General features: G+C 66.9%; 20 protein-coding genes. 13 read left to right on the top strand and 7 right to left on the bottom strand.

Translation table 11 applies throughout. From position 1 onward, the window contains the following. Window position 1 precedes the first annotated feature (1 nt). Complete coding sequence (locus tag QX108_RS26300; RefSeq protein WP_315786010.1) at window positions 2–604, bottom strand: DUF1285 domain-containing protein; 603 nt, start codon at window positions 602–604, stop codon at window positions 2–4. 278 nt (window positions 605–882) lie between these two features. Between QX108_RS26300 and QX108_RS26295 the strand changes: the two genes are divergently transcribed. The 6 genes from QX108_RS26295 to QX108_RS26270 all read left to right on the top strand — a co-directional run bounded on the left by QX108_RS26295 (window position 883) and on the right by QX108_RS26270 (window position 10,900). After that, complete coding sequence (locus QX108_RS26295; protein ID WP_172110857.1) at window positions 883–1,881, top strand: AAA family ATPase; 999 nt, start codon at window positions 883–885, stop codon at window positions 1,879–1,881. Beyond that, window positions 1,881–2,837 (top strand): DUF58 domain-containing protein, encoded by a 957-nt coding sequence (locus QX108_RS26290; protein WP_315718769.1) that lies wholly within the window; start codon window positions 1,881–1,883, stop codon window positions 2,835–2,837. Before QX108_RS26295 ends, QX108_RS26290 begins: the two co-directional genes overlap by 1 nt. Beyond that, a complete protein-coding gene (locus tag QX108_RS26285) occupies window positions 2,834–5,656 on the top strand; it encodes a DUF4159 domain-containing protein (RefSeq protein WP_315785669.1) in 2,823 nt (940 codons plus the stop codon). Before QX108_RS26290 ends, QX108_RS26285 begins: the two co-directional genes overlap by 4 nt. Window positions 5,657–5,801: 145 nt before the next feature. Then, the gene (locus QX108_RS26280) at window positions 5,802–7,865 is read left to right on the top strand and encodes a hypothetical protein (RefSeq protein WP_315785666.1); all 2,064 of its coding nucleotides are present in this window, start codon (window positions 5,802–5,804) and stop codon (window positions 7,863–7,865) included. A gap of 186 nt (window positions 7,866–8,051) precedes the next feature. Further along, a complete protein-coding gene (locus QX108_RS26275) occupies window positions 8,052–8,420 on the top strand; it encodes a DUF2946 family protein (protein WP_315785663.1) in 369 nt (122 codons plus the stop codon). A 155-nt stretch (window positions 8,421–8,575) separates the two neighbouring features. Continuing rightward, window positions 8,576–10,900 carry a TonB-dependent receptor gene (locus QX108_RS26270; RefSeq protein WP_315785660.1) on the top strand — a complete coding sequence of 775 codons (2,325 nt, stop codon included), beginning with the start codon at window positions 8,576–8,578 and terminating at the stop codon, window positions 10,898–10,900. Between the two features lie 128 nt (window positions 10,901–11,028). Here the strand turns inward: QX108_RS26270 and QX108_RS26265 are convergent, their stop codons facing one another. Next, the gene (locus tag QX108_RS26265) at window positions 11,029–11,541 is read right to left on the bottom strand and encodes an N-acetyltransferase (protein WP_315785657.1); all 513 of its coding nucleotides are present in this window, start codon (window positions 11,539–11,541) and stop codon (window positions 11,029–11,031) included. 234 nt (window positions 11,542–11,775) lie between these two features. Here QX108_RS26265 and eutB point away from each other — a divergent pair, with 234 nt between their 5' ends. The 4 genes from eutB to QX108_RS26245 all read left to right on the top strand — a co-directional run bounded on the left by eutB (window position 11,776) and on the right by QX108_RS26245 (window position 16,558). Beyond that, on the top strand, window positions 11,776–13,176 hold the full coding sequence (gene eutB, locus QX108_RS26260; protein ID WP_315785654.1) for an ethanolamine ammonia-lyase subunit EutB: 1,401 nt from the start codon (window positions 11,776–11,778) through the stop codon (window positions 13,174–13,176). Beyond that, entirely contained in the window at window positions 13,173–13,955 is a 783-nt protein-coding gene (eutC, locus tag QX108_RS26255) for an ethanolamine ammonia-lyase subunit EutC (RefSeq protein WP_315785651.1), read from the top strand. Before eutB ends, eutC begins: the two co-directional genes overlap by 4 nt. Beyond that, window positions 13,948–15,354, top strand: coding sequence for an ethanolamine permease (eat, locus tag QX108_RS26250; RefSeq protein ID WP_315718763.1), 1,407 nt, complete (start codon window positions 13,948–13,950; stop codon window positions 15,352–15,354). Before eutC ends, eat begins: the two co-directional genes overlap by 8 nt. 145 nt (window positions 15,355–15,499) lie before the next feature. Then, window positions 15,500–16,558 (top strand): AraC family transcriptional regulator, encoded by a 1,059-nt coding sequence (locus QX108_RS26245; RefSeq protein ID WP_315785648.1) that lies wholly within the window; start codon window positions 15,500–15,502, stop codon window positions 16,556–16,558. 9 nt (window positions 16,559–16,567) lie between these two features. On the opposite strand, the gene QX108_RS26240 is transcribed toward QX108_RS26245, so the two are convergent. From QX108_RS26240 to QX108_RS26230, 3 genes are all read right to left on the bottom strand, one after another. Beyond that, the gene (locus tag QX108_RS26240) at window positions 16,568–17,740 is read right to left on the bottom strand and encodes a M20 aminoacylase family protein (RefSeq protein WP_315718761.1); all 1,173 of its coding nucleotides are present in this window, start codon (window positions 17,738–17,740) and stop codon (window positions 16,568–16,570) included. A 103-nt stretch (window positions 17,741–17,843) separates the two neighbouring features. Next, entirely contained in the window at window positions 17,844–18,776 is a 933-nt protein-coding gene (locus QX108_RS26235; protein WP_172110869.1) for a glycosyltransferase family 2 protein, read from the bottom strand. Between the two features lie 48 nt (window positions 18,777–18,824). After that, window positions 18,825–19,397 carry an NUDIX domain-containing protein gene (locus QX108_RS26230; protein WP_315785644.1) on the bottom strand — a complete coding sequence of 191 codons (573 nt, stop codon included), beginning with the start codon at window positions 19,395–19,397 and terminating at the stop codon, window positions 18,825–18,827. A gap of 76 nt (window positions 19,398–19,473) precedes the next feature. On the opposite strand from QX108_RS26230, the gene QX108_RS26225 reads away from it, so the two are divergent. Next, entirely contained in the window at window positions 19,474–20,358 is an 885-nt protein-coding gene (locus tag QX108_RS26225; RefSeq protein WP_315785642.1) for a metallophosphoesterase, read from the top strand. Between the two features lie 59 nt (window positions 20,359–20,417). Here QX108_RS26225 and QX108_RS26220 read toward each other — a convergent pair whose 3' ends face one another. Together QX108_RS26220 and QX108_RS26215 are read right to left on the bottom strand one after the other, a co-directional pair. Next, a complete protein-coding gene (locus tag QX108_RS26220) occupies window positions 20,418–20,969 on the bottom strand; it encodes a hypothetical protein (RefSeq protein ID WP_315785639.1) in 552 nt (183 codons plus the stop codon). Window positions 20,970–21,223: 254 nt separating this feature from the next. Further along, window positions 21,224–21,430 (bottom strand): hypothetical protein, encoded by a 207-nt coding sequence (locus tag QX108_RS26215; RefSeq protein WP_006612464.1) that lies wholly within the window; start codon window positions 21,428–21,430, stop codon window positions 21,224–21,226. A gap of 194 nt (window positions 21,431–21,624) precedes the next feature. On the opposite strand from QX108_RS26215, the gene QX108_RS26210 reads away from it, so the two are divergent. Both QX108_RS26210 and QX108_RS26205 read left to right on the top strand, forming a co-directional pair. Next, entirely contained in the window at window positions 21,625–23,070 is a 1,446-nt protein-coding gene (locus tag QX108_RS26210; protein ID WP_315785636.1) for a short-chain fatty acyl-CoA regulator family protein, read from the top strand. Between the two features lie 954 nt (window positions 23,071–24,024). Continuing rightward, window positions 24,025–24,633, top strand: a complete 609-nt coding sequence (locus QX108_RS26205) for a heme-binding protein (RefSeq protein WP_315785633.1) — start codon at window positions 24,025–24,027, stop codon at window positions 24,631–24,633. The last annotated feature ends 75 nt before the right edge of the window (window positions 24,634–24,708 follow it).

Raw genomic sequence — 24,708 nt, 5'->3', positions numbered from 1 at the left:
TTCAAAGCGCCGCCCTCACCTCTTCTGCGTTGGCCATGGGGAAGAACGCACCTGACGACTCCACCCCGAACATGACCTCCCCATCGATCACCCGCTCCTCACCCATGTCAACCAGCTCATAGTAGATCGGCCGCGTCACCTTGGCCCAGAGTTCGGCGCGGACGTGCAGATAGGGCGTGAGCCCGCCGCTTTCACTCCGCTCGAAGCGCAGCCGGTGCTGGGCGTCGCAGGCCACCCAATCGTCGACATTGGTGCGAAAATGCAGCCGCACGCCCTGTGCATCGGCTTCCTTCCGCAATTCTACGGCCATGAAGGGCACATCATCGACACGGATACCGACCTTCTCCACGGGCGTGACCAGGAAATAACGGTCATCCTCGCGCTTCAGGATGGTGGAGAACAGGCGCACCAATGCAGGGCGGCCGATTGGCGTGCCCATGTAGTACCAGCTACCATCGCTCGCGATTCGCATGTCGAGATCGCCGCAGAATGGCGGATTCCACAAATGCACCGGCGGCAGGCCCTTTCCGGACGTGCCAGCCTGCGTCGCGGCCGAGGTCAGCCGCTCGAGTCCCTGATCCGTAGTCTGCCCTTGCTTCGCCATGGTTTGCCTTGAGTTTGCGTCCGCCTTGGCACGATTGGTGCAGGATTTCATTGCGCTCGTCTGTGCAAAAGTTCCTGGCGCCCGCTGCACGTGATGTAAGGTCGCCATATCGTGATGCCGTCAATACCCCGGAATGCCGATAATATGGGGATAGTTTAACTCAACGAATACAGCGCCTTCGCATAGATTGGCAGCCGCATCCCGACAAACTGGAGCGGAACGCCGGTCGACAGGTTGAATCGGCAAGCTGAAGATGCGGGGCAGAAGGAGCGACGGGAATGGCTGAGAGTGCCGAGAAGCTCGAGGATGCGATCGTCCGATCGGCCGAACAGGTCTCCGGGCAAATCCGCGCGGCGAAGGAGGCGATCTCCAGCGTCATCTTCGGCCAGGACCGCGTCGTGGAAAACACGCTGGTGACGATCCTCTCGGGCGGCCACGCGCTCCTGATCGGCGTCCCCGGCCTTGCCAAGACCAAGCTGGTCGAGACCCTGGGCGTCACGCTCGGCCTCGATGCCAAGCGCGTGCAGTTCACGCCCGACCTGATGCCGTCGGACATTCTCGGCGCCGAGGTGCTCGACGAGAGCACGGTCGGCAAGCGCTCGTTCCGCTTCATCGCCGGCCCGGTGTTCGCACAACTCCTGATGGCCGATGAGATCAACCGCGCCAGCCCGCGCACCCAGTCCGCGCTGCTGCAAGCCATGCAGGAGCAGCACATCACCGTTGCCGGCGCGCGGCACGATCTTCCCAAGCCGTTCCATGTGCTGGCGACACAGAACCCGCTGGAGCAGGAAGGAACCTATCCGCTCCCCGAGGCCCAGCTCGACCGTTTCCTCATGGAGATCGACGTCGACTATCCCGATCGCGACGCCGAGCGCCGCATCCTGTTCGAGACGACCGGCGCCGAGGAGAGTGCCGCCAAGGGCGCGATGACGGCCGATGCGTTGATCGCGGCCCAGCGCCTGGTGCGGCGGCTGCCAGTCGGCGATTCCGTCGTCGAGGCCATCCTGTCGCTGGTGCGCTCGGCGCGTCCCGGCCCCGAGGCGGGTGAGGCCGGCAAGCTGATCGCCTGGGGCCCCGGTCCGCGCGCCAGCCAGTCGCTGATGCTCGCGGTGCGCGCCCGCGCGCTGCTCGATGGCCGCCTCGCGCCCTCGATCGACGACGTGCTCGATCTCGCAGAACCCGTGCTGAAGCACCGCATGGCGCTGACCTTCCCGGCCCGCGCCGAAGGGCGCACCATTCCGGACGTGATCCGGCAGCTGAAGAGCCGGATCGGTTGATGGCAACAGCACCGGGGCACGCCGACAAGGAGATTCTCGCGATACGGCGTGCCGATGGCGAAAGCCGGACGCTGGCGTCCTCGCTGCCGCGTCTCGTGCTCGAAGCCCGGCAGATCGCCGCCAATGTGATCCATGGTCTGCACGGCCGGCGCCGCGCCGGCTCCGGCGAGAGCTTCTGGCAATATCGCCGTTTCGTGTCCGGCGAGCCGTCGCAGCGCGTCGACTGGCGCCGCTCCGCGCGCGATGATCATCTCTATGTCCGCGAGCAGGAATGGGAGGCCGCGCACACGGTGTGGATCTGGCCCGACCGCTCGCCCTCGATGGCCTTCGCCTCGAAAGGCGCGCGCGACAGCAAGCTCGAGCGCGCGCTGATCGTGACCTTTGCCCTGGCCGAGCTCTTGGTCGCCGGCGGCGAGCGCGTCGGCATTCCCGGCCTGATCAATCCGACCGCGAGCCGCAGCGTGATCGATCGCATCGCGCAGGCGATGCTGCACGATGAGACGATCAGGCCCAGCCTGCCGCCGTCCTTCGTACCGTCGGCGCTCGCCGAGATCGTGGTGCTCTCCGATTTCTGGTCGCCGATATCAGAGATCGGCGCCATGCTCGCCGGCCTGTCCGCATCGGGCGCGCATGGCACGATGGTGCAGGTCGTCGATCCCGCCGAGGAGACCTTTCCCTATTCCGGCCGCGTCGAATTCGTCGAGCCCGAGGGCGGCGAGGTGATCACCGCCGGCCGCGCCGAGAGCTGGGCGCAGGACTACGTGGCGCGCGTCGCGCTGCACCGCGACCAGATCCGTGCCGAGACCGGCAAGCTCGACTGGCTGTTCACGACGCACACGACAAGCCGCTCCGCAGCCGAGCTGCTGCTGTTCCTGCACGCCGGCATGACCACCAGCAAGCTCGGCGCACGCGGCGGCGTCAAAGTGGGCGCTGGCCCGAGAGGGATCGGCGCATGATGGGTCTGCCGCTGTCATTCGCCGAACCGTTGCTGCTGGCCGGCCTGATCAGCCTGCCCGTGCTGTGGTGGCTGCTGCGGGTGATGCCGCCGCGCCCGCGCCGCATCGAGTTTCCGCCGACGCGGCTGCTGTTCGACATCACGCCGAAGGAAGAGACGCCGTCGCGCTCGCCGTGGTGGCTGACCCTGCTGCGCCTGATCGCGGCAGCGCTGGTGATCTTCGCGGCAGCCGGTCCGATCTGGAACCCGCGCACCGAGGCGGTCGGCAGCAAGGCGCCGCTGGTGCTCCTGCTCGACGACAGCTGGAGCGCCGCGGCGAGCTGGGAGACCCGCATCAAGGCGGCCGACGAGATCATCGCCAATGCCGATGCCGACCGGCGCGGCGTCGCGCTGCTGCCGCTGTCCGAGCCGGCACGCGACCTCACCTTGATGCCGGCCGGCGCGGCGCGCGTCGCTTTGCGCCAGATCGCGCCAAAGCCGTACACCACCGAGCGCGCCGACGCGCTGCCGCAGCTCGACCGCTTCCTCAAAGCGACCGGCGATGCCGAGATCCTGTGGTTCTCCGACGGCGTCGATCCCGGCCGCGGCAGCGAGTTCGTGACGGGTCTTGCCAAGACCATCGGCGACCGCAGCCTGACCGTCTTCGAAGGCGGCACGACCTCGCCGCTGGCGCTGGCCGGCGCGGAGAACGCCGCCGCCAAGATGACCGTGAAGGTGCTGCGTGCCGATCTGTCGGTTCCGGGCGGCATCGTGCGCGCGCTCGACGCCAAGGGCTCGCCGCTCGGCGAGGCGCAATTCAGCTTCGCCGGCAACGCGCACGACGCCGAGGCCAGCTTCGATCTGCCGGTCGAGCTGCGCAACGACATCACGAGGCTCGAGATCGCAGGCGAACGATCGGCCGGCGCCGTGCAGCTGCTCGACAAGCGCTGGCGCCGCCGCGCCGTCGGCATCGTCTCCGGCTCCACCAGCGACACCGCGCAGCCGCTGCTCGCGCCGACCTTCTATCTGACCCGCGCCTTGGCCCCCTTCGCCGATCTCCGGCTCGGCGATCGCGGCGCGCCGCAGCAGATCATCACGCAGTTCCTCGACCAGAAGGTGCCGATGATCGTGATGGCCGATGTCGGCACGCTGTCGCCGGAGCTGCGCGACCGGCTCAACGGCTGGATCGAGAATGGCGGCGTGCTGGTGCGGTTCGCAGGTCCGCGCCTCGCGCAAGGCGACGACGATCTCGTGCCGGTGAAGCTGCGCCGCGGCGGCCGCACGCTGGGCGGCAGCCTGACCTGGGAAAAGCCGCAGCACCTCGCCGCCTTCGCCGCCGACGGCCCCTTTGCCGGCATCAATGTGCCGAAGGACGTTACCGTCAACCGCCAGGTGCTGGCCGAGCCGGACGCCGTGCTGGCGACCAAAAGCTGGGCCTCGCTGGAAGACGGCACGCCGCTGGTCACCGGCGAGCATCGCGGCAAGGGCCTGATCGCGCTGTTCCATGTCAGCGCCGACATGCGCTGGTCGGACCTGCCGATGTCGGGTGCGATGGTCGAGATGCTTCGCCGCATCGTCGACATGTCCGGCTACACCTCGACGCCGGGGCCCGGCCCCGCGGGCGAGACCGCCAAGGCGACCTTGGCGCCGCTGCACATTCTCGACGGCTTCGGTGCCTTCGGACCGCCGCCTTCGACGGCCAAGCCGCTGCCGGCCGAATTCAACGACAGGGCCTCCCTGGATCATCCACCCGGCTTCTATGGCCCTGCCGACGGACCCACCGCCGTGAACACGCTCAGCCCCGCCGATCGTATCCTGCAGCTCGACACCTCGGCGCTGCGCGCCAAGCGCGCGAGCTACACCACCGCCGAGCCGCGCGATCTCCGGGGCATCCTGCTGTCGACCGCGCTGCTGCTGTTCCTGATCGATGCGATCATCGTCGCCCTGCTCGGCGGTGCGCTGGCATCGCTGATCCGACGCCGACGCCCCGCCGCGGCGGCGATTGCCGGCGCCGTGCTTGCCACCGCCGCCCTGCTCGCGATTGCGATGCCGACCGCTGCACGCGCCGATGCGGCCAGCGACGACTTCGCCATGCGTGCTGTGTCGCAGACCCGGCTCGCTTATGTCGTGACCGGCAATGCCGACGTCGATTCCATCGTCAAGGCCGGCCTGACCGGCCTGACCTTGTTCCTGGCGCAGCGCACCGCGCTCGAGGCCGGCGATCCCGTCGGCATCGATCCCGCCCATGACGAGCTCGCCTTCTTCCCGCTGATCTACTGGCCGATCGTGCCGGGCGTACCGAAGCCGCCGCAGGACGCGATCAACAAGATCGACGCCTATATGAAGCAGGGCGGCACGGTGATCTTCGATACGCGCGACGCGGTCGAGGCGCCTCCAGGCGAGAATGGCGCACAGCAGACGCCGGGCATGCAGTCGCTGCGCGAGATACTCTCCTCCCTCGATGTCCCCGAGCTCGAGCCGGTGCCGCGCGAGCACGTGCTGACCAAGACCTTCTACCTGCTGCGCGACTTCCCGGGCCGCTTCACCGCCGGCCAGACCTGGGTCGAGGCGCTGCCGAAGGACGACGAGGAGGACAGCGCGTCGCGGCCGGCCCGCGGCGGCGACGGTGTCTCTCCCATCATCATCACCTCCAACGATCTTGCCGGCGCCTGGGCGATCCGCCCCGATGGCCAGGCCATGCTGCCGATGGTGCCGGGCGAGCCGCGCCAGCGCGAATTCGCCTTCCGCGCCGGCGTCAACATCGTGATGTACACCCTGACCGGCAACTACAAGGCCGACCAGGTCCACGCACCGGCGCTGATCGAACGGCTCGGGCAGTGATGATGCGAGTTGTTGGTCCCGATGTCGCAACAATAACAGTCGTCATGCCCGGGCTTGACCCGGGCATCCACGTCTTGCCTTTCATGCAGAACGACGTGGATGCCCGGGACAAGCCCGGCCATGACGACAATTGCGAGTTTGCCTCATGAACTACGGCATCGCGTTCACGCCTCTGGTCCCGACGATCGTGCTGTGGCTCGCGATCGGCGCCATCATCGTCATCGCCGCGCTGCTTCTGATCAGCCGCTCGCGCTCCGCCTGGATCCGCGTCACCGCGCTCGCCTTGATCGCGCTCGCGCTGGCCAACCCGCAATTCACGCGCGAGGACCGCGAGCCTCTCAGCTCCGTCGCGGCCGTCGTCGTCGACAAGAGCCCGAGCCAGAATTTCGGTGACCGCAACAAGCAGACCCAGGCAGCTCAGGAAGCGCTGGTCGACAGCCTGAAGAAGATCAAGGGCCTCGAGGTGCGCGTGGTCGACGCCGGCCAGGCGGATGGCGAGACCGACGGCACGCATCTGTTCAGCGCGCTGACCTCGGCGCTGTCGGACGTGCCGGTCGACCGCGTCGCCGGTGCGTTCCTGATCACCGACGGCCGCGTGCACGACATTCCCGGCAATGCCGCAGCGCTCGGCTTCCAGGCGCCGCTGCAGGCCTTGATCACCGGTCAGAAGGCCGAACGCGACCGCCGCATCGCGATCACCGCCGCGCCCCGTTTCGGCATCGTCGGCCAGCCGCAGACGATCAGCTTCCGGCTCGACGATCAGGGCGTCACTGGCGCCAGCGCCAAGGTCGTGATCCGCCGCGACGGCGAGGTCATCAGCGAGCGAACCTTGACGAGCGGCCAGGCCGGCAATGTCGACGTCGACATCAAGCACGAAGGCCAGAACATCGTCGAGATCGAGGCCTCGCCGCTCGACAACGAGCTAACCTTGGTCAACAACCGCGCTGTCGTTTCGATCGACGGCGTGCGCGACAAGCTGCGCGTGCTCTTGGTATCGGGCGAGCCGCATTCCGGCGAGCGCACCTGGCGCAACCTGCTGAAGTCGGACGCCTCAATCGACCTCGTCCACTTCACCATCCTCAGGCCGCCGGAGAAGCAGGACGGCACGCCGATCAACGAGCTGTCGCTGATCGCGTTTCCGACCCGCGAGCTGTTCCAGCAGAAGATCAACGAATTTCAGCTGATCATCTTCGATCGCTATGCCCGCCAGGGCGTGCTGCCGATCGCCTATTTCGACAACATCGCGCGCTACGTCAGGAATGGCGGCGCGGTGCTGGTCTCGGCCGGACCGGACTACGCGTCGAACACCAGCATCTGGCGGACGCCGCTCGACTCGGTGCTGCCGGCGGAGCCGGTCGGCGTCACCGAGAAGCCGTTCTATGCGCATCTGTCGGATGCCGGCAAACGCCATCCGGTGACGCGCGGGCTGGAAGGCTCAGGCTCCGAGCCGCCGCGCTGGAGCCGCTTCTTCCGCACCGTCGAGACGCGCAATGCCGTCAGCCCGCCGGTCATGACCGGCGCCGACGGCAAGCCGCTGCTGCTGCTGTCGCGCTTCGGCGCCGGTCGTGTTGCGCTCTTGCTGTCCGACCACATCTGGCTGTGGGCGCGCGGCTATGAGGGCGGCGGCCCGCATCTCGATCTGCTCCGACGCATGTCGCATTGGCTGATGCAGCAGCCGGATCTCGACGAGGAAGCGCTGCGGCTGCAGATGCAGGGCAAGGATCTCGCCGTCGTCAGGCAGACCATGGGCGACACCGTGCCGCCGGTGACCGTGACCTCACCGTCGGGCCAGACGCGCGAACTCACCCTGGCGCAGGGCGATCCCGGCGAGTGGCGCGCGACCTTGCCGGCCAACGAACTCGGCCTCTGGCAGGCGACCGACGGCACCTTGAAGGCGCTGATCAATGTCGGCCCGACCAATCCGAAGGAGTTTTCCGAGGTCACCTCGACCACCGAGACCTTGAAGCCGCTGGCGCAGGCGACCGGCGGCGACGCCCGCCGCATCACCGACGGCTCCGGCATCGACATGCCGCGAATCGTCCCCGTCAGATCATCGACCCTGTTCAGCGGCGACGGATGGATGGGGGTACGGATGCGCGATGCCAGCGTGGTCAAAGGCGTCGGCGTGCTGCCGATGTTCGCCGGCGTGATTGGCCTCCTGCTGCTGCTCGGCGCACTCGCCGCGACCTGGGTGCGCGAGGGGCGCTGAGGAATGCGACGATCGCGCGCCGCCACAGCGCGCGACGTGGCGAGAAGGGCACAGCAACGGGGAATCAAGTCGCCGCCGCAGTGCATCGATTGACAGCTACGAACCGCTCCTGCGATGTTACATTGTAACAACGGCTGAGATGATCAGCCGAACGGGGTGGCCGATTCACATGAGCCAATGCTGGCCATGAGCTGGTTTCGCGCGAACATCAAGGATGGATCGCGGCTGGCGTTGCTTGCGCTGGTGCTGCAGTTCGCGCTCGCCTTCGGACACGTTCATTGGCTCTCCGCGCAGGCCATCGACGGCGGTCGGATCACGACCGCGCAGGCCCATACCGGCTCCGCGCCCGCAAGCCAGGACCCCGACCAGCAGCCTGCCGACGGCTGCGCCATCTGTGCCGTCATCGCGATGGCGCAATCGATCCTGCTGTCGCCGGCGCCGTCCCTGCCCCCGCCGCACGCGGTGGCCTTCCGTCCGACGGCTCCCGTCGTCGCGTCGCTCAGCCGCGTCGCCATCACGACCGCATTCCAGCCGCGCGCACCTCCTTCCGCCTGATCCGAACCGCTCGAAAGCTGCCCGCTGCGCTCGGCGCATGCGGACAGCCTGCAGGAATAGGTCCGTCGCAGGCCGACGGCAGGCGCATCCCACCACGAGGGCTATGGGACGCCTGATCAGGAATCAGGAATTGGGTCATGTTGCCGAGAGCTTTGATGTCGGGCTGCAGCGTCGCAGCCATGTTGTGCGTTTTGAGCGCGCCTGCGCGCGCTGATGATCCGAAGCCTGCCGCGGAGCTGCCTGAGGTCACCGTCACGGCGCCGAGCCCGATCCGTGCCCGCAAGCCGGCCGTGCCGCGTCCCAATCCCGGCGCGCGCGTGGCTCGCAGCGGCGCACGCGCACCGGCACCTGCGCAACAAGCGCAGGCTGCGCCACCTCCGCCGCTGCAAGGCGTGACGCCCATCATCACCGATCAGTTCGCCACCGTCACCGTGGTGCCGAACGAGGAGCTCCGCCGCTCCGGCGCCGCGACACTCGGCGATCTGCTCAATTCCAAGCCCGGGATCACCGGATCGAGCTTCGCACCGGGCGCCTCGAGCCGGCCGATCATCCGCGGGCTCGACGTCAATCGCGTCGGCATCGTCGAGAACGGCATCGGCGGCGGCGGCGCCTCGGATCTCGGCGAGGACCATTTCGTCCCGATCGATCCGCTGACCAGTGACCAGATCGAGGTCGTCCGCGGCCCGGCCGCCCTGCGCTATGGCTCGACCTCGATCGGCGGCGTCGTCAGCGCCACCAACAACCGTATCCCCCAGTCCTTGCCGACCTGCTCGACCGCACCGTTCCAGACCTACGGCCTGCCGGCCAGCGCGCCGGCCGCAGGCAGTGCGCCTTGCGTCACTGCGGAGACGCGCACCTCGTTCAGCTCGGTCGATCGCGGCGTGGAGGGCGGCGTCCTCCTCGATGCCGGCGGCGGCAACTTTGCACTTCACGCCGATGCCTACGGCCGCAAGACCGGGGACTATTCCATTCCGGGCTATCCCTACCTCTTCGATCAGACTCGCCCGGTGAACGGCCGGCAGCCGAACTCGGCCGTCCAGAACGAGGGCGCCTCGATCGGCGGCAGCTACTTCTTCTCCGGCGGCTTCATCGGCGCTGCGATCACCCAGACCAACGCGCTCTACCACATCCCCGGCATCGAGGGCTCCGACAGCCGCACGCGGATCGATGCGCACCAGACCAAGTTCACGGCGAAGGGCGAATACCGACCGGACTCCGCAGCCATCGACGCGATCAGATTCTGGGCTGGCGCCACGGATTATCGGCACAACGAGATCGGCCTTGCCGATCCTGCGGACCCCGCCACCGATGGCATCCGCCAGACCTTCACCAACCGGGAGCAGGAAATTCGCGTCGAGATGCAGATGATGCCGGTCAATCTGCGCTTTGCGACGCTGACCACGGCCTATGGCATTCAGGCCGGCCATCAGGAGCTGAACGCGCCAAGCCCCGACAATCCCGGCTCGGTGTTCAACGGTCTGTTCGGGCCCAACACCAACAACCGCGTGGCCGGCTACGTCTTCAACGAGCTCGCCTTCTCGCCCTCGACCAAAGCGCAGATCGCCGGCCGCATCGAGCATGTGTCGCTGAACGGCTCGACGCCGAACTTCCCGGTCGACTATCTGCCGGACGGCACGCCGCAGGCCAACATCGCCCGCAATCCGGAGTATACGCCGAAGAGCGCCAGCGTCGGGCTGCTGCAGAACCTGCCCGGCGATCTCGTGGCCAGCGTGACCGCGCAATATGTCGAGCGCGCCCCGAAGGCGGCCGAGCTGTTCTCGCGCGGCGGCCATGACGCGACGGCCACCTTCGATATCGGCAATCCGAACCTGACGATCGAGACCGCCAAGACCGTCGAGGCCGGCCTGCGCAAGGCGACCGGTCCGTTCCGCTTCGAGGCCACCGCCTACTACACGCAGTTCAGCAACTTCATCTATCGCCGGCTGACCGGGGTGATGTGCGACGACGACTTCGACTCCTGCGGCACGACGGGCACCGAGCTGAACCAGGCCGTCTACTCGCAGCGCAACGCGCTGTTCCGCGGCTTCGAGTTCCAGAGCCAGTACGATGTCGCCCCGCTCGGCAGCGGCATCTGGGGCATCGAGAACCAGTTCGACGTCGTCCGCGCCACCTTCCCGGACGGCACCAACGTGCCGCGCATTCCGCCGATGCGCGTCGGCGGCGGGCTGTTCTGGCGCGATGCCAACTGGCTGACCCGCATCAACCTGCTGCACGCCTTCGCCCAGAACGACATCGCGCCCATCGCGGAGACGCCGACGCCGGGCTACAATCTGTTGAAGGCGGAGGTCAGCTACCGCACCAAGCTCAACCCGAACATGTTCGGCGCGCGCGAGATGCTGGTCGGCATGGTCGGCAACAACCTCTTGAACGAGAAGATCCGCAATTCCGTGTCCTACACCAAGGACGAGGTGCTGCTGCCCGGCATCGGCGTGAGGATTTTTGCGAACTTGAAGTTCTGAGCAACGGCGGCGGAGGGGGAGCAGCCTTCCCCCTCCGCGTCATTGCGAGAAGCGACGAAGCAATCCAGAGTCGTGCACGGACTCTGGATCGCTTCGTCGCTTCGCTCGCAATGACGGGAGGACCGAGACTATCTCGCGTAGTCCCAATCCGGCCGAATCTCACCCGAGACGCCGTCGAACGCGCCCTCGACCAGCTCGTTCACCAGCAGCCGGTTGTAGTCGACCGGGCCCGGCATCGTCGCCCTGCCCTTCGGCACCGGCTTGAAGCCGACCCGCGTGTAATAGTCGGCATCGCCGACCAGCAGGATGAAGCGGTGGCCTTGCGCCTTCGCATCATCGATCGAACGCTCCATCAGCATGCGGCCGATACCGTGCTTGCGGAACGGCGGCTCGACGGTCAGCGGCCCGAGCATCAGCGCCTTGGTGTCGCCGACGCAGATCGGCAACTGCCGCACCGAGCCGACCAGCAAGGTGCCGATATGGGCCGTGAACGACAGTTCGAGCAAATGGTCGACATGCTCGCGCAGCCGATAGGCGCTCAGCACGAAGCGGCCGGGGCCGAAGGTGCGCTCATGCAGCCGTTCGATCGCCTGCGCATCGCCCGGCTTCTCGGCTGAAATCGTAATGGACAGGTCACTCATGTGGGGTGGCGAGATAGCATCCCGGGGCGGCGTGGTCCATGGCGTGCGCCGCCGGTTCGACAGCATTCGCCCGTTCCGTGTCTCATGCCGAATTTCTGAGCATTCACGCGACATGACCTAAGATTGTGCTGAGATGTCAAGTTTCCCAGACCAGCATCCATTAACCTGCGCCCAGTCCTGAGCGTTGCGGGTGGCCAAGGAGCGCTCTGACGCAGCACGAGCGGCAGGTCGAAGATGACAGGTGGATTCCGGTCGCGCCATCGCGGCGAAACGCATGTGTTCGACGATCTCGGAGCGCTGCTGGCCTGCGCCTCGCCACGCCGGTCCGGCGATGAGCTGGCCGGCATTGCAGCCGACAGCGCCGCGCGGCGGGTGGCGGCGCGGATGGCGCTGGCCGACGTGCCGCTGCGGCGATTTCTCGATGACCCGCTGATTCCCTATGAGAGCGACGAGGTCACCCGCCTCATCCTCGACAGCCACGATGCCGCCGCATTCGCGCCCATCGCCGCGCTGACGGTCGGCGAGCTGCGCGAATGGCTGATGTCCTGGGAGGCGGATGCCAGCCGGCTGGCTGCGCTCGCGCCGGGCCTGACGCCGGAAATGGTGGCCGCGGTGTCGAAAATCTGCGGCAATGGCGACCTGATCGCCATTGCCGCGAAGTGCCGGGTGGTGACGCGCTTCCGCTCCACCATCGGGCTTGAGGGGCGGCTGTCGTCGCGGCTGCAGCCCAACGATCCGACCGACGATCCGCTGGCGATTGCGGCCGGCACGCTGGACGGCCTCTTGTTTGGCATGGGTGACGCCGTCATCGGCATCAACCCTGCCACCGACAATGTCGACGCCTGCATCCGCCTGCTGACGATGCTCGACGAACTCCGGCTCAAATTCGAGGTGCCGACGCAATCCTGCGTGCTGAGCCACGTCACGACCTCGATCCAGGCCATCGAACGCGGCGCCCCGCTCGATCTGGTCTTCCAGTCGATCGCCGGAACCGAGGCCGCGAATGCCGGCTTCGGCGTGACCTTGGCGCTGCTGGCCGAGGCGCAGGAGGCCGCCCTGTCGCTGAAGCGCGGCCCGATCGGCAGCAACGTGATGTATTTCGAGACCGGCCAGGGCGCCGCGCTGTCGGCGAACGCGCATCACGGCCTGGACCAGCAGACCGTCGAGGCCCGCGCCTATGCGGTCGCACGCGCGTTCTCGCCGCTGCTGGTCAACACCGTCGTCGGCTTCATCGGTCCGGAATATCTCTACGACGCCAAGGAGATCATCCGCGCCGGGCTCGAGGATCATTTCTGCGCCAAGCTGCTCGGCGTGCCCATGGGCTGCGACGTCTGCTACACCAACCATGCCGAAGCCGACCAGGACGACATGGATGATCTGGCGCTGCTGCTCGCGGCGGCCAACGTCAATTTCCTGATCGCGGTGCCCGGCGCCGACGACATCATGCTCAACTATCAGAGCCTGTCGCATCACGACGTGATGCGGCTGCGGCATCTGCTCGGCCGCCGCCCGGCGCCGGAGTTCGAGGCCTGGCTGGCGCGCATGGGCCTGCTCGACGACTTTGGCCGCGTGCCGCCGCTACCGGGCAGCGCACCGGCCGTGGCCCGGCTGATCGGCCATGGAGCGCGCGCATGAGGGACGATGCGTTCGAGATGCTGCGCCGGATGACGCGCGCCCGCGTCGCGCTCGGGCGTTCCGGCGACGGGCTGCCGACCGCCGCGAAGCTCGAATTCCAGATGGCGCATGCGCTCGCGCGCGACGCCGTCTGGGGCAAGGTCAATTTCGACGGCATCGCAGACGCCCTGGCGCCGCGCGAAGTGATCAAGGTCGCGAGCGCCGCGCCGGACCGCGCCAGCTATCTCCGCCGGCCCGACCTCGGCCGCCGTCTTGCCGCCGGCGAAGCAGCGAAGTTGCGGTCGGGTCCGTTCGATCTCGTCTTCATCATTGCCGACGGGCTGTCGGCGGATGCGGTCGAAAGCCATGCGGCTGACGTCGTGATCGCCACCGAGGCGCAGTTGTCGGGCCTGACGGTCGGTCCGGTCGTGCTCGCCTCCGAGGCGCGCGTGGCGCTGGGCGACGATGTCGGTGCCGCCATGGGAGCCCGGCTGGTTGCAGTCCTCATTGGCGAGCGACCGGGGCTGTCGGCGGCCGACTCACTCGGCGTCTATCTCTCATTCAAACCGGCACCGGGCCTGCGTGACAGCGCGCGCAACTGCATTTCCAACATTCACGGCCACGGACTTTCGACAGAGCGCGCCGCCGACAAGCTGGCCTGGCTGGTGCGCGAAGCACTGCGGATCGGCGTCACCGGCATCGGCCTCAAGGAGGCGGCTCCGGACGCCGCGCTCCCGACGACGGCACAACCATCATCTATCACCCATCACAAACCGACAGGAGCGCGTGGACATGAGTGACGAGACCAAACCGACGCTTTCGAAGAGCCTGACCGGACTCCATCTCTGGGGCATCGCGGTCGGGCTCGTGATCTCCGGCGAGTATTTCGGCTGGAGCTATGGCTGGGACAAGGCCGGCACTCTCGGCTTTCTCGTCACTACGATCTTCATCGCGGTGATGTACACGACCTTCATCTTCTCCTTCACCGAGCTGACCACGGCGATCCCGCATGCCGGCGGTCCGTTCGCCTATTCCTACCGCGCCTTCGGTCCGCTCGGCGGCTTCGTCGCAGGCTTCGCGACGCTGATCGAGTTCGTGTTCGCCCCGCCCGCCATTGCGCTCGCGATCGGCGCCTATCTCAACGTCCAGTTTCCGGCACTGTCGCCGAAGACCGCCGCGCTCGGCGCCTATGTGGTGTTCATGGCGCTCAACATCGCCGGAGTCTCGATCGCTGCGACCTTCGAGCTGTTCGTGACGATCCTGGCGATCGCCGAGTTGCTGGTGTTCATGGGCGTCGTGTCGCCCGGCTTCTCCTTCGCCAACTTCGCCGCCAATGGCTGGGCCGGCGAGAGCACGTTCACGTTGACCAGCCTCGGAGGCATCATCGCCGCGATACCCTTCGCGATCTGGTTCTTCCTGGCGATCGAAGGCGCGGCCATGGCCGCGGAGGAGACGAAGAATCCGACCAAGACGGTCCCACTTGCCTATATCGCCGGCATCCTCACCCTCGTCGTGCTCGCCTTCGGCACCATGATCATGGCGGGCGGCGTCGGCGACTGGAGCAAGCTCGCCAACATCAACGATCCCTTGCCGCAGGCGATGAAGATCGTGGTCGGCGAGAATTCCGGTTGGCTGCACATGCTGGTGTGGATCGGCCTGTTCGGCCTGATCGCCTCGTTCCACGGCATCATCATGGGCTATTCGCGGCAGATCTTCGCGCTGTCGCGCGCCGGCTTTCTACCGGCCAAGCTCGCGACGCTGCATTCGACCTGCCGCACGCCGCACTGGGCGATCATCGCCGGCGGCGTGATCGGCATCGCCGCGATCTTCTCCGACGAGCTGATCCAGTTCGCCGGGCAGACGCTCACCGCGAACATCGTCACCATGAGCGTGTTCGGCGCGCTCGTGATGTACATCATGAGCATGGCCGCGCTTTTCCGCCTGCGTGCGACCGAGCCCCATCTGGTCCGGCCGTTCAAGGCGCCGCTCTACCCGGTGGTTCCGGCCGTGGCGCTGGTGTGCGCGACGCTGTCGCTGCTCACGATGATTTGGTTCAACCTGCAGGTGTTCGCGGCCTTCCTGGTGCTGTTCGCCGCCGGCCTGCTGCTCTATCGTCTGACGGCGGGCAAGCGCAGCAATGCGGCAAATGACAATCTGCTCGACATCGCCTTGACCGAGGCCCGCGCCCTGGCCGACTGATCGGCCCGGCGCGCGCGGTATCAGATCGTGACAAGCCCTCCGCGGCTCCCCACGCGGAGGGCTCGAGTGACTGCTTCGGCAGGCATGTGACTTGCATAACTACGAGGTGTCAACCGACGGCGTACGTCCTCAAAGGCGAGGATTCATGGCACAGCCTCTTGCAGCCGAACGCGAGCCTTCGCGGGATCGCAGCCGCAACATTCTGGCCGCTGCAGCGACCGGGGTCGCCGAGTTCATCGCCGAGACGGGAGGCCGCCCGGAAGCCGTGTTCGAGCGCGTCGGCATCGATGCCGACTGCCTCGGCCAGACCCGCCGCGCGCTCGATCTCGCCGACTACGTGGCGATGATGGAGGACGCCGCGCAGGAGACCGGCAATGACAATTTCGGGCTGTGGTTCGGCCAGGCCTACCGGCCGCAGATGCTCGGTCTGATCGGCGAGATTGCACTGGCAGCTCCCACTCTCGGCTCGGCGATCGAGCACCTCGCGCTGTGGTTTCCCTGGCATCAGCAGGCCACCGAGACCCGCCTCACGCGCCGTGACGGCTTTCTCCGGCTCGAATATCGCATCCTCGACGGCTCGATCGTCGATCGTCGGCAGGACGCCGAGCTGACCATGGGCATGTTCGCGAACGTGTTCCGCGCCTGCCTGCCGTCGGGCTGGGCCCCTGACATGGTGCTGTTCGAGCACGCCCGGCCCCCCGCCTGGCGCGATCATGAGGCTGCGTTCGATGCGGAGGCCGGATGGTCGCAAAGCACCAACGCGCTGGTGTTTCGCGACCGCGACCTGGATCGCGCGATGCCGCAGGCCGATCTGTCACGCCTGCAACGGCTGACGACCGATCTCGCCGGCGTCGCCGGCTCCTGCGGCACGCCGGCGTTCCTCGACCTGGTCCGCGGCGAGATCAGGCGGCGGCTGGCTGCCGGTGCGCTGCATCTCGAGGAGGTCGCCGAAGCGCTGTCGACGACGCCCTGGACCCTGCAGCGCCGTCTGGCCGAGTTCGGCGCCACCTTCTCCGATCTGGTCGAGGCGACACGGCTCGATCTCGCCCGCCACTATCTGCGCCAGGCGCATCTGCCGCTCGGCGATGTCGCCTTCCTGCTCGGCTATTCCGAGGCCTCGGCGTTCTCTCGCGCTTTCGCGCGCTGGGCCGGTTGCAGCCCGCGGCAGTGGCGCCAGCAGTCCCGGCCGGCGCCACGCAGCTGATGCGTGTCGTCAGCCAGCCGGCATCGTCTTCTCGACCAGCCGCACCCAATAAGACGCGCCGTGGCCGAGAACGTTGTCGTTGAAGCGATAGGCCGGGTGATGGCAATCCATGCCGTCGCCCATGCCGAGGAAGACGAAGGCGCCGGGACGGGCCTGCAGCATGAAGGCGAAATCCTCCGCGCCCATCAGCGGCGGCGCGTTGTCGACGACGCGCTCGACTCCCACGACATCGCGGGCGACATCGGCGGCGATGCCGGTCTCCCGCGCATGGTTCATCGTGATCGGATAGAGCCGCGTGTATTTCGTCGTGGCCGCGCCGCCATAGGTGCGGGCAATGCCGTCGGCGACTTCGGCGATGCGGCGCTCGACCAGGTCCTGCACGTCGGGATCGAGCGTGCGCACCGTGCCCTTGAGTTCGACCGTCTCGGGGATGACGTTCATGGCCTTGCCGGCCTCGACCACGCAGATCGAGATCACGGCGGATTTGACCGGATCGACGTTGCGCGAGACGATCGACTGCAGCGCGGTAATGATATGCGCGGCGATCAGCACGCTGTCGACCGCCTTGTGAACGCCGGCGCCGGCATGGCCGCCCTTGCCGTGCACGGTGATCTCGAGCTGATCCGACGAGGCCAGCATCGGGCCCGGCCGCAGCGCGAACACGCCTTCGGGCACGCCGGGCGCGTTGTGCAGACCGTAGACCTCCTGGATGCCCCAGCGGGTCATCAGCCCGTCATCGACCATTGCCTTGCCGCCGGCGCCGCCCTCCTCGGCCGGCTGGAAGATCACGATCGCGGTGCCGTCGAAATTGCGCGTCTCCGCGAGATGCTTGGCAGCGCCGAGCAGCATGGCGGTGTGGCCGTCATGGCCGCAGGCATGCATCAGGCCCGGCGTCTTCGACGCATAGGGCACGCCCGAGGCTTCCTCGATCGGCAGCGCGTCCATGTCGGCGCGCAGGCCGATGATGCGGCCGGAATTCGTCTTGCGGCCGCGGATGACGCCGACCACGCCGGTGCGCCCGATCCCCGTCACCACCTCGTCGCAGCCGAATTCGCGCAGCCGATCGGCGACGATGCCCGCGGTGCGGTGCACCTCGTACATCAGCTCCGGATGCTCGTGGAAATCATGGCGCCAGGCCGCCATGTCGTCGGTGAGCGCGGCGATGCTGTTCAGGATGGGCATGGGAGACGGCGTTCTCGTTCAGGACATTGAAGCCCGAACCATGGCCGGAACGGCCGGTCGACACAAGCTTCGACCGGACAATGGCGGCATCTCGATGCGCAGGTCAGCCTCCGACGGGTGATTGCGACAGATAGGCCAGCAGCTTCATCTCGCGCCGCCCTCGCGTGACGGTGTCGAGCACCAGCCCGGATGAGGCCGACAGCAGCGCCATGATCATCAGGCCCATCGACAGCACTGCGGTCGGCAGCCGCGGCACCAGCCCGGTCTCGATGTAGGTGACGAGGATCGGGATGGCGAAGCCGATCGAGATGAGCGCGAGGAAGATGCCGATCGCGGTGAAGAAGCGCAGCGGCTTCTCCGAGCGGTACAGCTTGAGGATGGTGTTGAGGATGCGGAAGCCGTCGCGCCAGGTGTTGAGCTTGGACACGGACCCTTCCGGCCGCGCGTAATACGGCGTCGCGATCTCCGCCACCGGCAGTGCCAGCTCCAGCGCGTGCACGGTGAGCTCGGTCTCGATCTCGAAGCCGTCGGACAGCACGGGGAAGGATTTCACGAAGCGGCGCGAGAACACGCGGTAGCCCGACAGGATGTCCTTGAAGGCCTGACCGAACACTTCGGCGAGGAAGCTCGTCAGCATCCAATTGCCGGTGCGATGACCCATCCGGTAGGCGGCCTGCTCCTGGTCGACCCGCAGCCCCACCACCATGTCGAGACGTTCGCTGACGAGCCGCTCGATCATGCCGGGCGCGCTCGGCGCATCGTAGGTCGCGTCGCCGTCGACCAGCACGTAGATGTCGGCATCGATATCGGCAAACATGCGCCGGACGACGTGACCCTTGCCCTGCCGCCGCTCGCCGCGGACCTCGGCACCGGCGGCGCGGGCGACCTCGACCGTCCGATCCTTCGAATTGTTGTCGTAGACATAGACGACAGCCGTCGGCAGCGCCTGCTTGAAGTCGCGGACCACGGTCGCGACCGCCGCCTCCTCATTGTAGCAGGGCACCAGCACGGCGATCCGCATCGATGGTGAACTCATTGACCCGTCTCCCATGGCCGGGAGATTGCCCGCATTCGGTGCAGAATCTCATAATGAGCGGGCCGCCACGGGCTGTTCGGGCCGCCATGTCGGAATGACCTTAACGCCATCCAGCACCTCGCGCAGGCGGGACAGCGTTCCGAGTGTGGTCCCCTCCGGCAGCGCATCGCGCGCGAAAAAGCCGGTCTCGACGATCTCGTGGTTCGGCTCCGGCGGCCGGTCCTGCGTAAACCCCTTGATAACGAAGACGGCGACGTGGTCGCGCGGCGAGACGTGGCTGTTGAGGAAGATGCCGTGCAGCTCGGGCTCGCCTTCGAGCGCGATCCGTCCCTCCTCGAACAGCTCCCGGCTCAGGGCCTCGATGAAGGTCTCGCCGACCTCGACCCCGCCGCCCGGCAGGTGCCAGCCCGACACATAGCCGTGCCGGACCAGGAACACCCGGTTCTCGGCATCCAGCACCACGCCGCGGACGCCGAGCGTCATGCCGCGGGCGAAGCGCCAATAGAGGTGGAATCCGCGCCGGAGCACCGGCTCGAACCGGATCCGCAACCTGCTGAGCTGTGTTGTCGTCAATTCTGGTCGTCCCCGGTTGGTCTTGCGCTCGAAGGCCGGGCTTGCCATGAGAGCGCCAGCATGAGGGATAGCACGACATGACAGCTGAGCGCGCACGCATCCGCCATCGGCGCCGGGACCAGTGATGGCCGCGTTTACGCTCGCCCATCTGTCCGACCCGCATCTCGCCCCGCAATCGCGGCCGCGATTGTCCGAGCTCGCGAGCAAGCGGGCGCTCGGCTATCTCAACTGGACGCGCAACCGCTACAAATATCACCGCCGCGATATTCTCGATCTGCTGATCTCCGATCTGCACACGCAGATGCCGGACCAGATCGCGGTCACCGGCGACCTCGTCAATTTCGCGCTGGAATCGGAATTTCCGCTCGCCCAGGCCTGGCTCCGGACGGTGGGGCCGCCGGACAAGGTCACCGCGATTCCCGGCAATCACGACGCCTACGTCCGCTCGACCCGGCTGCGCTTCGCCGAGAGCTTCGCCGATTATTTCGGCGGCGACGGCGTCAGCCCGGCGAGCTTCCCGTCGCTGCGCCGGCGCGGGCCGCTGGCACTGATCAGCCTCTCCTCGGCCGTGCCGTCGGCCCCGTTCATGGCGACGGGCCGGATCGGCAGCGCCCAGCTCGCAGCATTGGAACCACTGCTGGAATCGCTGGCGCGTGAGCAGCTGTTCCGCGTGCTGCTGGTGCATCATCCGCTGCGGTCGGCCAATCGGATGAAGCGGCTCACCGACGCCCGCGACCTCACCGCGCTGCTCGCGCGTCACGGCGTCGAACTGGTCCTGCACGGCCACGATCACGTGCATTCGACCATCTGGATCGACGGCCCGGAGCGCAAGATTCCGGTTGTCGGTGTGCCCTCTGCGTCCTCGCTCGCGCATGGCCACACCCCGGCTGCGGCCTACAACATCTTCGCCATTGCGCCCGAGGGCAATCATTGGCGCTGCGACATGACCGTGCGCGGCGTCAACGATGCGCAGCGCGTGCGCGAGATCCGCCAGATTCGCCTGATCTGATCTTTTTGTTTGCGCATGATCCGATCGGAAAACCGGTCTCGACTTTTGCGGATCGTGCGTCAGAAGCTGATCGGCTTCAGGCTCTCGTAGAGCGCGTAGCCGAACAGCGACAGCACCCCGAGCACGAAGCCGAGCACGAACGGCCAGACTCGCCCGCGCCTTGGCGCCTCGCTGATCGCCTGAGCCTGGATGCGGGTAACGCTGAAGGCGCGTTCGCGCTCGACCATGCGGCGGGCGACGTAGTCGGTCACCGCCTTCACGATCGCACCGATGTCGTGCGATTCGGCGAGCACGATGCGGCCGTTGCGGGTGTCCTGGACGAAGCGATACTGCCGCTTGTCGCGCCCCATCACGACATGAGCGACGACGTCGATCCACAGCCGCGGCGTCTCGCCCTGGCTGATGCCGCGATCGAACAGATCGATCTGGTTCGGCACTTCGGCGAACAGCGGATCGAGCGCCTCGTTGAGAATCTCGAGCCGCGCCACCTCGGCATCGCGCAGATCGACCACGACGCCCGTTCGGTCTGCGGCCTCGATCCGGGCCTGGCGCAGCGCCTCGCGCAGACGCACGGGACGCGGTTCGGTGCTGCTGTCGGGGGCCTCGGACATCGCTGACGCTTTCACGGTTCGGCCCTGGTTTCGCCAGGATTTCTCCGATTAACCTATCAGTAACCCAGTATTCCGCAAACCCCATTTGTCTTCAAAGGGTTATACGCACGCTGAGATAATCAGCCGCGCTCAGATGATGGTTGCAAAACGGACGTGGGCGGTCCCCTCCGGTATGACCCGGCTGAGACCGCCCCGTCCTTGGGCTCTTCCTCGAGCTTTATTCAAATACCCGGCAATGCATTCCCGATCGGCGGTCAGGCCGCCGGCGCGCGCTGCGGCTCCTCGACGATCGAGAAGCGCACGCCGGCCTTGTGGCGGTTCTCCTCGGACACCTCGCGCCAGCAATCCTCGGCCTCCTTGCGCGACTTGAACGGCCCCTTCACCTGGGCCGATCCTTCCACCAGCTTGTGGAAATTCATCGAGCCGAACTCGCCGCCGATCACCCAGAAATTGCTGGTCATGAGACCCTCCTTCAACCGTCACAACTTTGACAGTGCATTGCGATTTGCGTGACCAGAGATAAACGCGAAACCGGCAGCCTCGTATAGAGGCCTTGTTTTCGAATGGTGATGTCATGTAACATCATCACTTGTCATAAATGTCATTTTGTAAATTTTGTCACAAATCCAGGCCGGTCGGCCTGCGGGAGATCGCCATGCCCGGTGAGTCCGGAAAGAAGCTGTTCGTCGGGCCGCGCTTCCGCCGCATCCGCCAGCAGCTGGGCCTGTCGCAGACTCAATTGGCGGAGGGGCTCGGCATCTCGCCAAGCTACGTCAACCTGATCGAGCGCAACCAGCGACCGGTGAGCGCCCAGATCCTGCTGCGGCTGGCCGAGGTCTATGACCTCGATCTGCGCGATCTCGCCACCGCCGACGAGGACCGCTTTTTCGCCGAGCTCAACGAGATCTTCTCCGATCCCCTGTTCCGCCAGATCGAGCTGCCCAAGCAGGAGCTGCGCGACCTCGCCGAGCTGTGCCCCGGCGTCACCCACGCGTTGCAGCGGCTGTACGCGGCCTATGCCGAAGCCCGCCGCGGCGAGACGCTCGTCGCGGCGCAGATGGCGGACCGCAACGCGGGCGGGCATTTCGAGGCCAACCCGATCGAGCGAGTGCGCGATCTGATCGAGGCCAACCGCAACTATTTCGCCGAGCTCGAGCAGCAGGCCGAAAGCCTGCGCGACGCGCTCGACGTCCCCGCCGAAGAGCTGTACGCCGCGCTCGCCGCGCGCTTGCGCGAGAAACATTCGGTGCAGACCCGCGTGATGCCGGTCGACGTCATGCGCGAGACGTTGCGCCGTTACGACCGCCATCGTCGCCAGCTGCTGATCTCCGAGCTCGTCGACGGGCCCGGCCGCACCTTCCAGCTCGCGTTTCAGCTCGGCATGGCGGAATGCCTGCCGCAGTTCGAGGTCATCATCGGCCGCGCCGGCGCACTCGACGACACCTCGCGCCGGCTCTACCGCATGACACTGGCGAGCTACTTCGCCGCCGCCGTGATGATGCCCTATGCGCCGTTCCTCGCCGCGGCGGAAGCGCTGAGCTACGACATCAACGTGCTGGCGCAGCGCTTCAACACCGGCTTCGAGCAGGTGTGCCACCGCCTCACCACCTTGTCGCGCCCGAACGCGCGCGGCGTTCCGTTCTTCATGCTGCGCGTCGACAGCGCCGGCAACGTCTCCAAACGCTTCTCCTCGGGCACCTTCCCGTTCTCGAAGTTCGGCGGCACCTGTCCGCTGTGGAACGTCCATTCGACCTTCGACACGCCCGACCGCCTGCTGAAGCAGATCATCGAACTGCCGGACGGCTCGCGCTATTTCTCGATCGCCCAGATGGTCCGGCGCCCGGTCGCGCCGCACCCGATGCCGCAGCCGCGCTTTGCGATCGGACTGGGCTGCGAGATCCGTCATGCCTCGCGCCTCGTCTATGCCGCCGGCATGGACCTGGAGACGGCCGAAGGCACGCCCATCGGCGTCAACTGCCGGCTTTGCGAGCGCGAAAACTGCGCCCAGCGCGCCGAGCCGCCGATCACACGCACGCTGATCCTGGACGAGACCACGCGCCGCGTCAGCTCGTTCGCGTTCAGCAATGCAAGGGAGTTGTGAAACGCCCACTCTCTCCTCCGTCATTCCGGGGCGCGCGCAGCGCGAATCCATTTTGCAGTACAGCCCGCGGCCCGATGGATTCCGGGTTCGCGCTGCGCGCGCCCCGGAATGACAGCGAGTGTGTTGCACCGCCCTCTCCAAGTCATTGCGAGAACACCGCGCTGACGAAGAGACGCGCGGTGCGGAGACCCATGCAGCCACTTTCTCGCGGCGCATCTGCACCCGAGCTTTGCTATCAGCTCGCCCTCTTCGAACAGAGGGCGCAGGGAAGACCGGGAGCCCGCCGCCCCCATGGCCCCCGTGCGAAAGAAATGCACGGGGTAGGAACCACAGGTTCGGCTGGAACATCCCGGCCTTCCCTGCGCGATGGTCTTAACGTCTGCTCCGCGCTCTCCCCGGGGACCGGCTTGATTGCCCCCGTCGCCCGCGCGACACATCAGGTCGGCAACGAGCTTGGCGCCAGCTTCGGGGCACCAGGACCACACGGCTTGAACGTCCGCGAATTGCCATTCGTCTTGCGCAACAGCGCCTGACAGACCCGCGGCCACCGCTCCCCGCCTCTCCGTATCGTGACGACGCGTACGTCCCTCTGCATGAGGCGGGATGCAGGAAGGAGAGCACGATTTCCGTAAAAGCGAAACAAGGAAATTTTTGCAGCGGCATCTGGACAGAGGTGATCGCGCTGAGGGCGCTACGGAATTCTCGCTTTCGGTGCAGTCACCGATGCGGTGTCGCGGGGCCGGGCCGTTGGCGGCTCAGCGGTGCACTTGATCCTCGCGCTTCCACTGAGTCGCCCGTCGGGTCGCCTGCCGCTCGCAAGCGGCGGACGCCTCGAAGGATGGCGCGGACGAACCTTACGACCTGATCCGTTGGCCTCTCGTCCTCGTTTCCTGGTGAGTGCCAACCTGACGGGCCACCGCCATGACCGAGAGGCCAACATCGAGGAGACGCCGCATGCTGGTCTGGTCGATTGGCCTCGTCGTGCTCGCCCTGGCCGGTGCCGCCATCGCCGCAGGGCCGATCATGAGCCGGGTCGAACATCCGAGATATGACGTGGTGAAGCGCGACGGTGCATTCGAGATCCGCGCCTATGCGCCGATGATCATCGCGCAGGCCGAGGTGCAAGGTGCGCGCAAGCCGGCGATCGAAGAAGGCTTTCGCATCATCGGCGGCTACATCTTCGGCGCCAACCAGGGCAAGGCCAAGATCGCGATGACTGCGCCGGTGCAGCAACAGGCCGCCACAGCGCCTGCGGAGGGCGTCGGCAGCGACCGCTGGAGCGTCAGCTTCGTGATGCCGTCGAACTGGTCGCTGGACACCCTGCCGCCGCCGGCCGATGCGAGGATCAAGCTGACGCCGCTGCCGGCTCAGCGCATGATCGCGCTGACGTTCTCGGGCTCGTATTCCGACGGCATTCTGGCCGACAAGACCCGCGAGTTGCGCGACTACGCGCAGAGCCAGGGGATCACCGTCTCAGGGGCACCGCTGCTCGCCTTCTACAACCCGCCCTGGACCCTGCCGATGCTGCGGCGGAATGAGATCATGCTGGCGTGTAGTTGTTAGGAATACTCTCTTCCCAGCATCAGTCCGCTCCCTCTCCCCGTCCTTCACGGGGAGAGGGCTGGGGTGAGGGGCAGC

This window comes from Bradyrhizobium sp. SZCCHNR1002 (genome assembly GCF_032381435.1).
Classification (GTDB): domain Bacteria; phylum Pseudomonadota; class Alphaproteobacteria; order Rhizobiales; family Xanthobacteraceae; genus Bradyrhizobium; species Bradyrhizobium aeschynomenes.
Note: the sequence above shows the minus strand (reverse complement) of the source record. Positions and strands in the feature narration are given on the sequence as shown.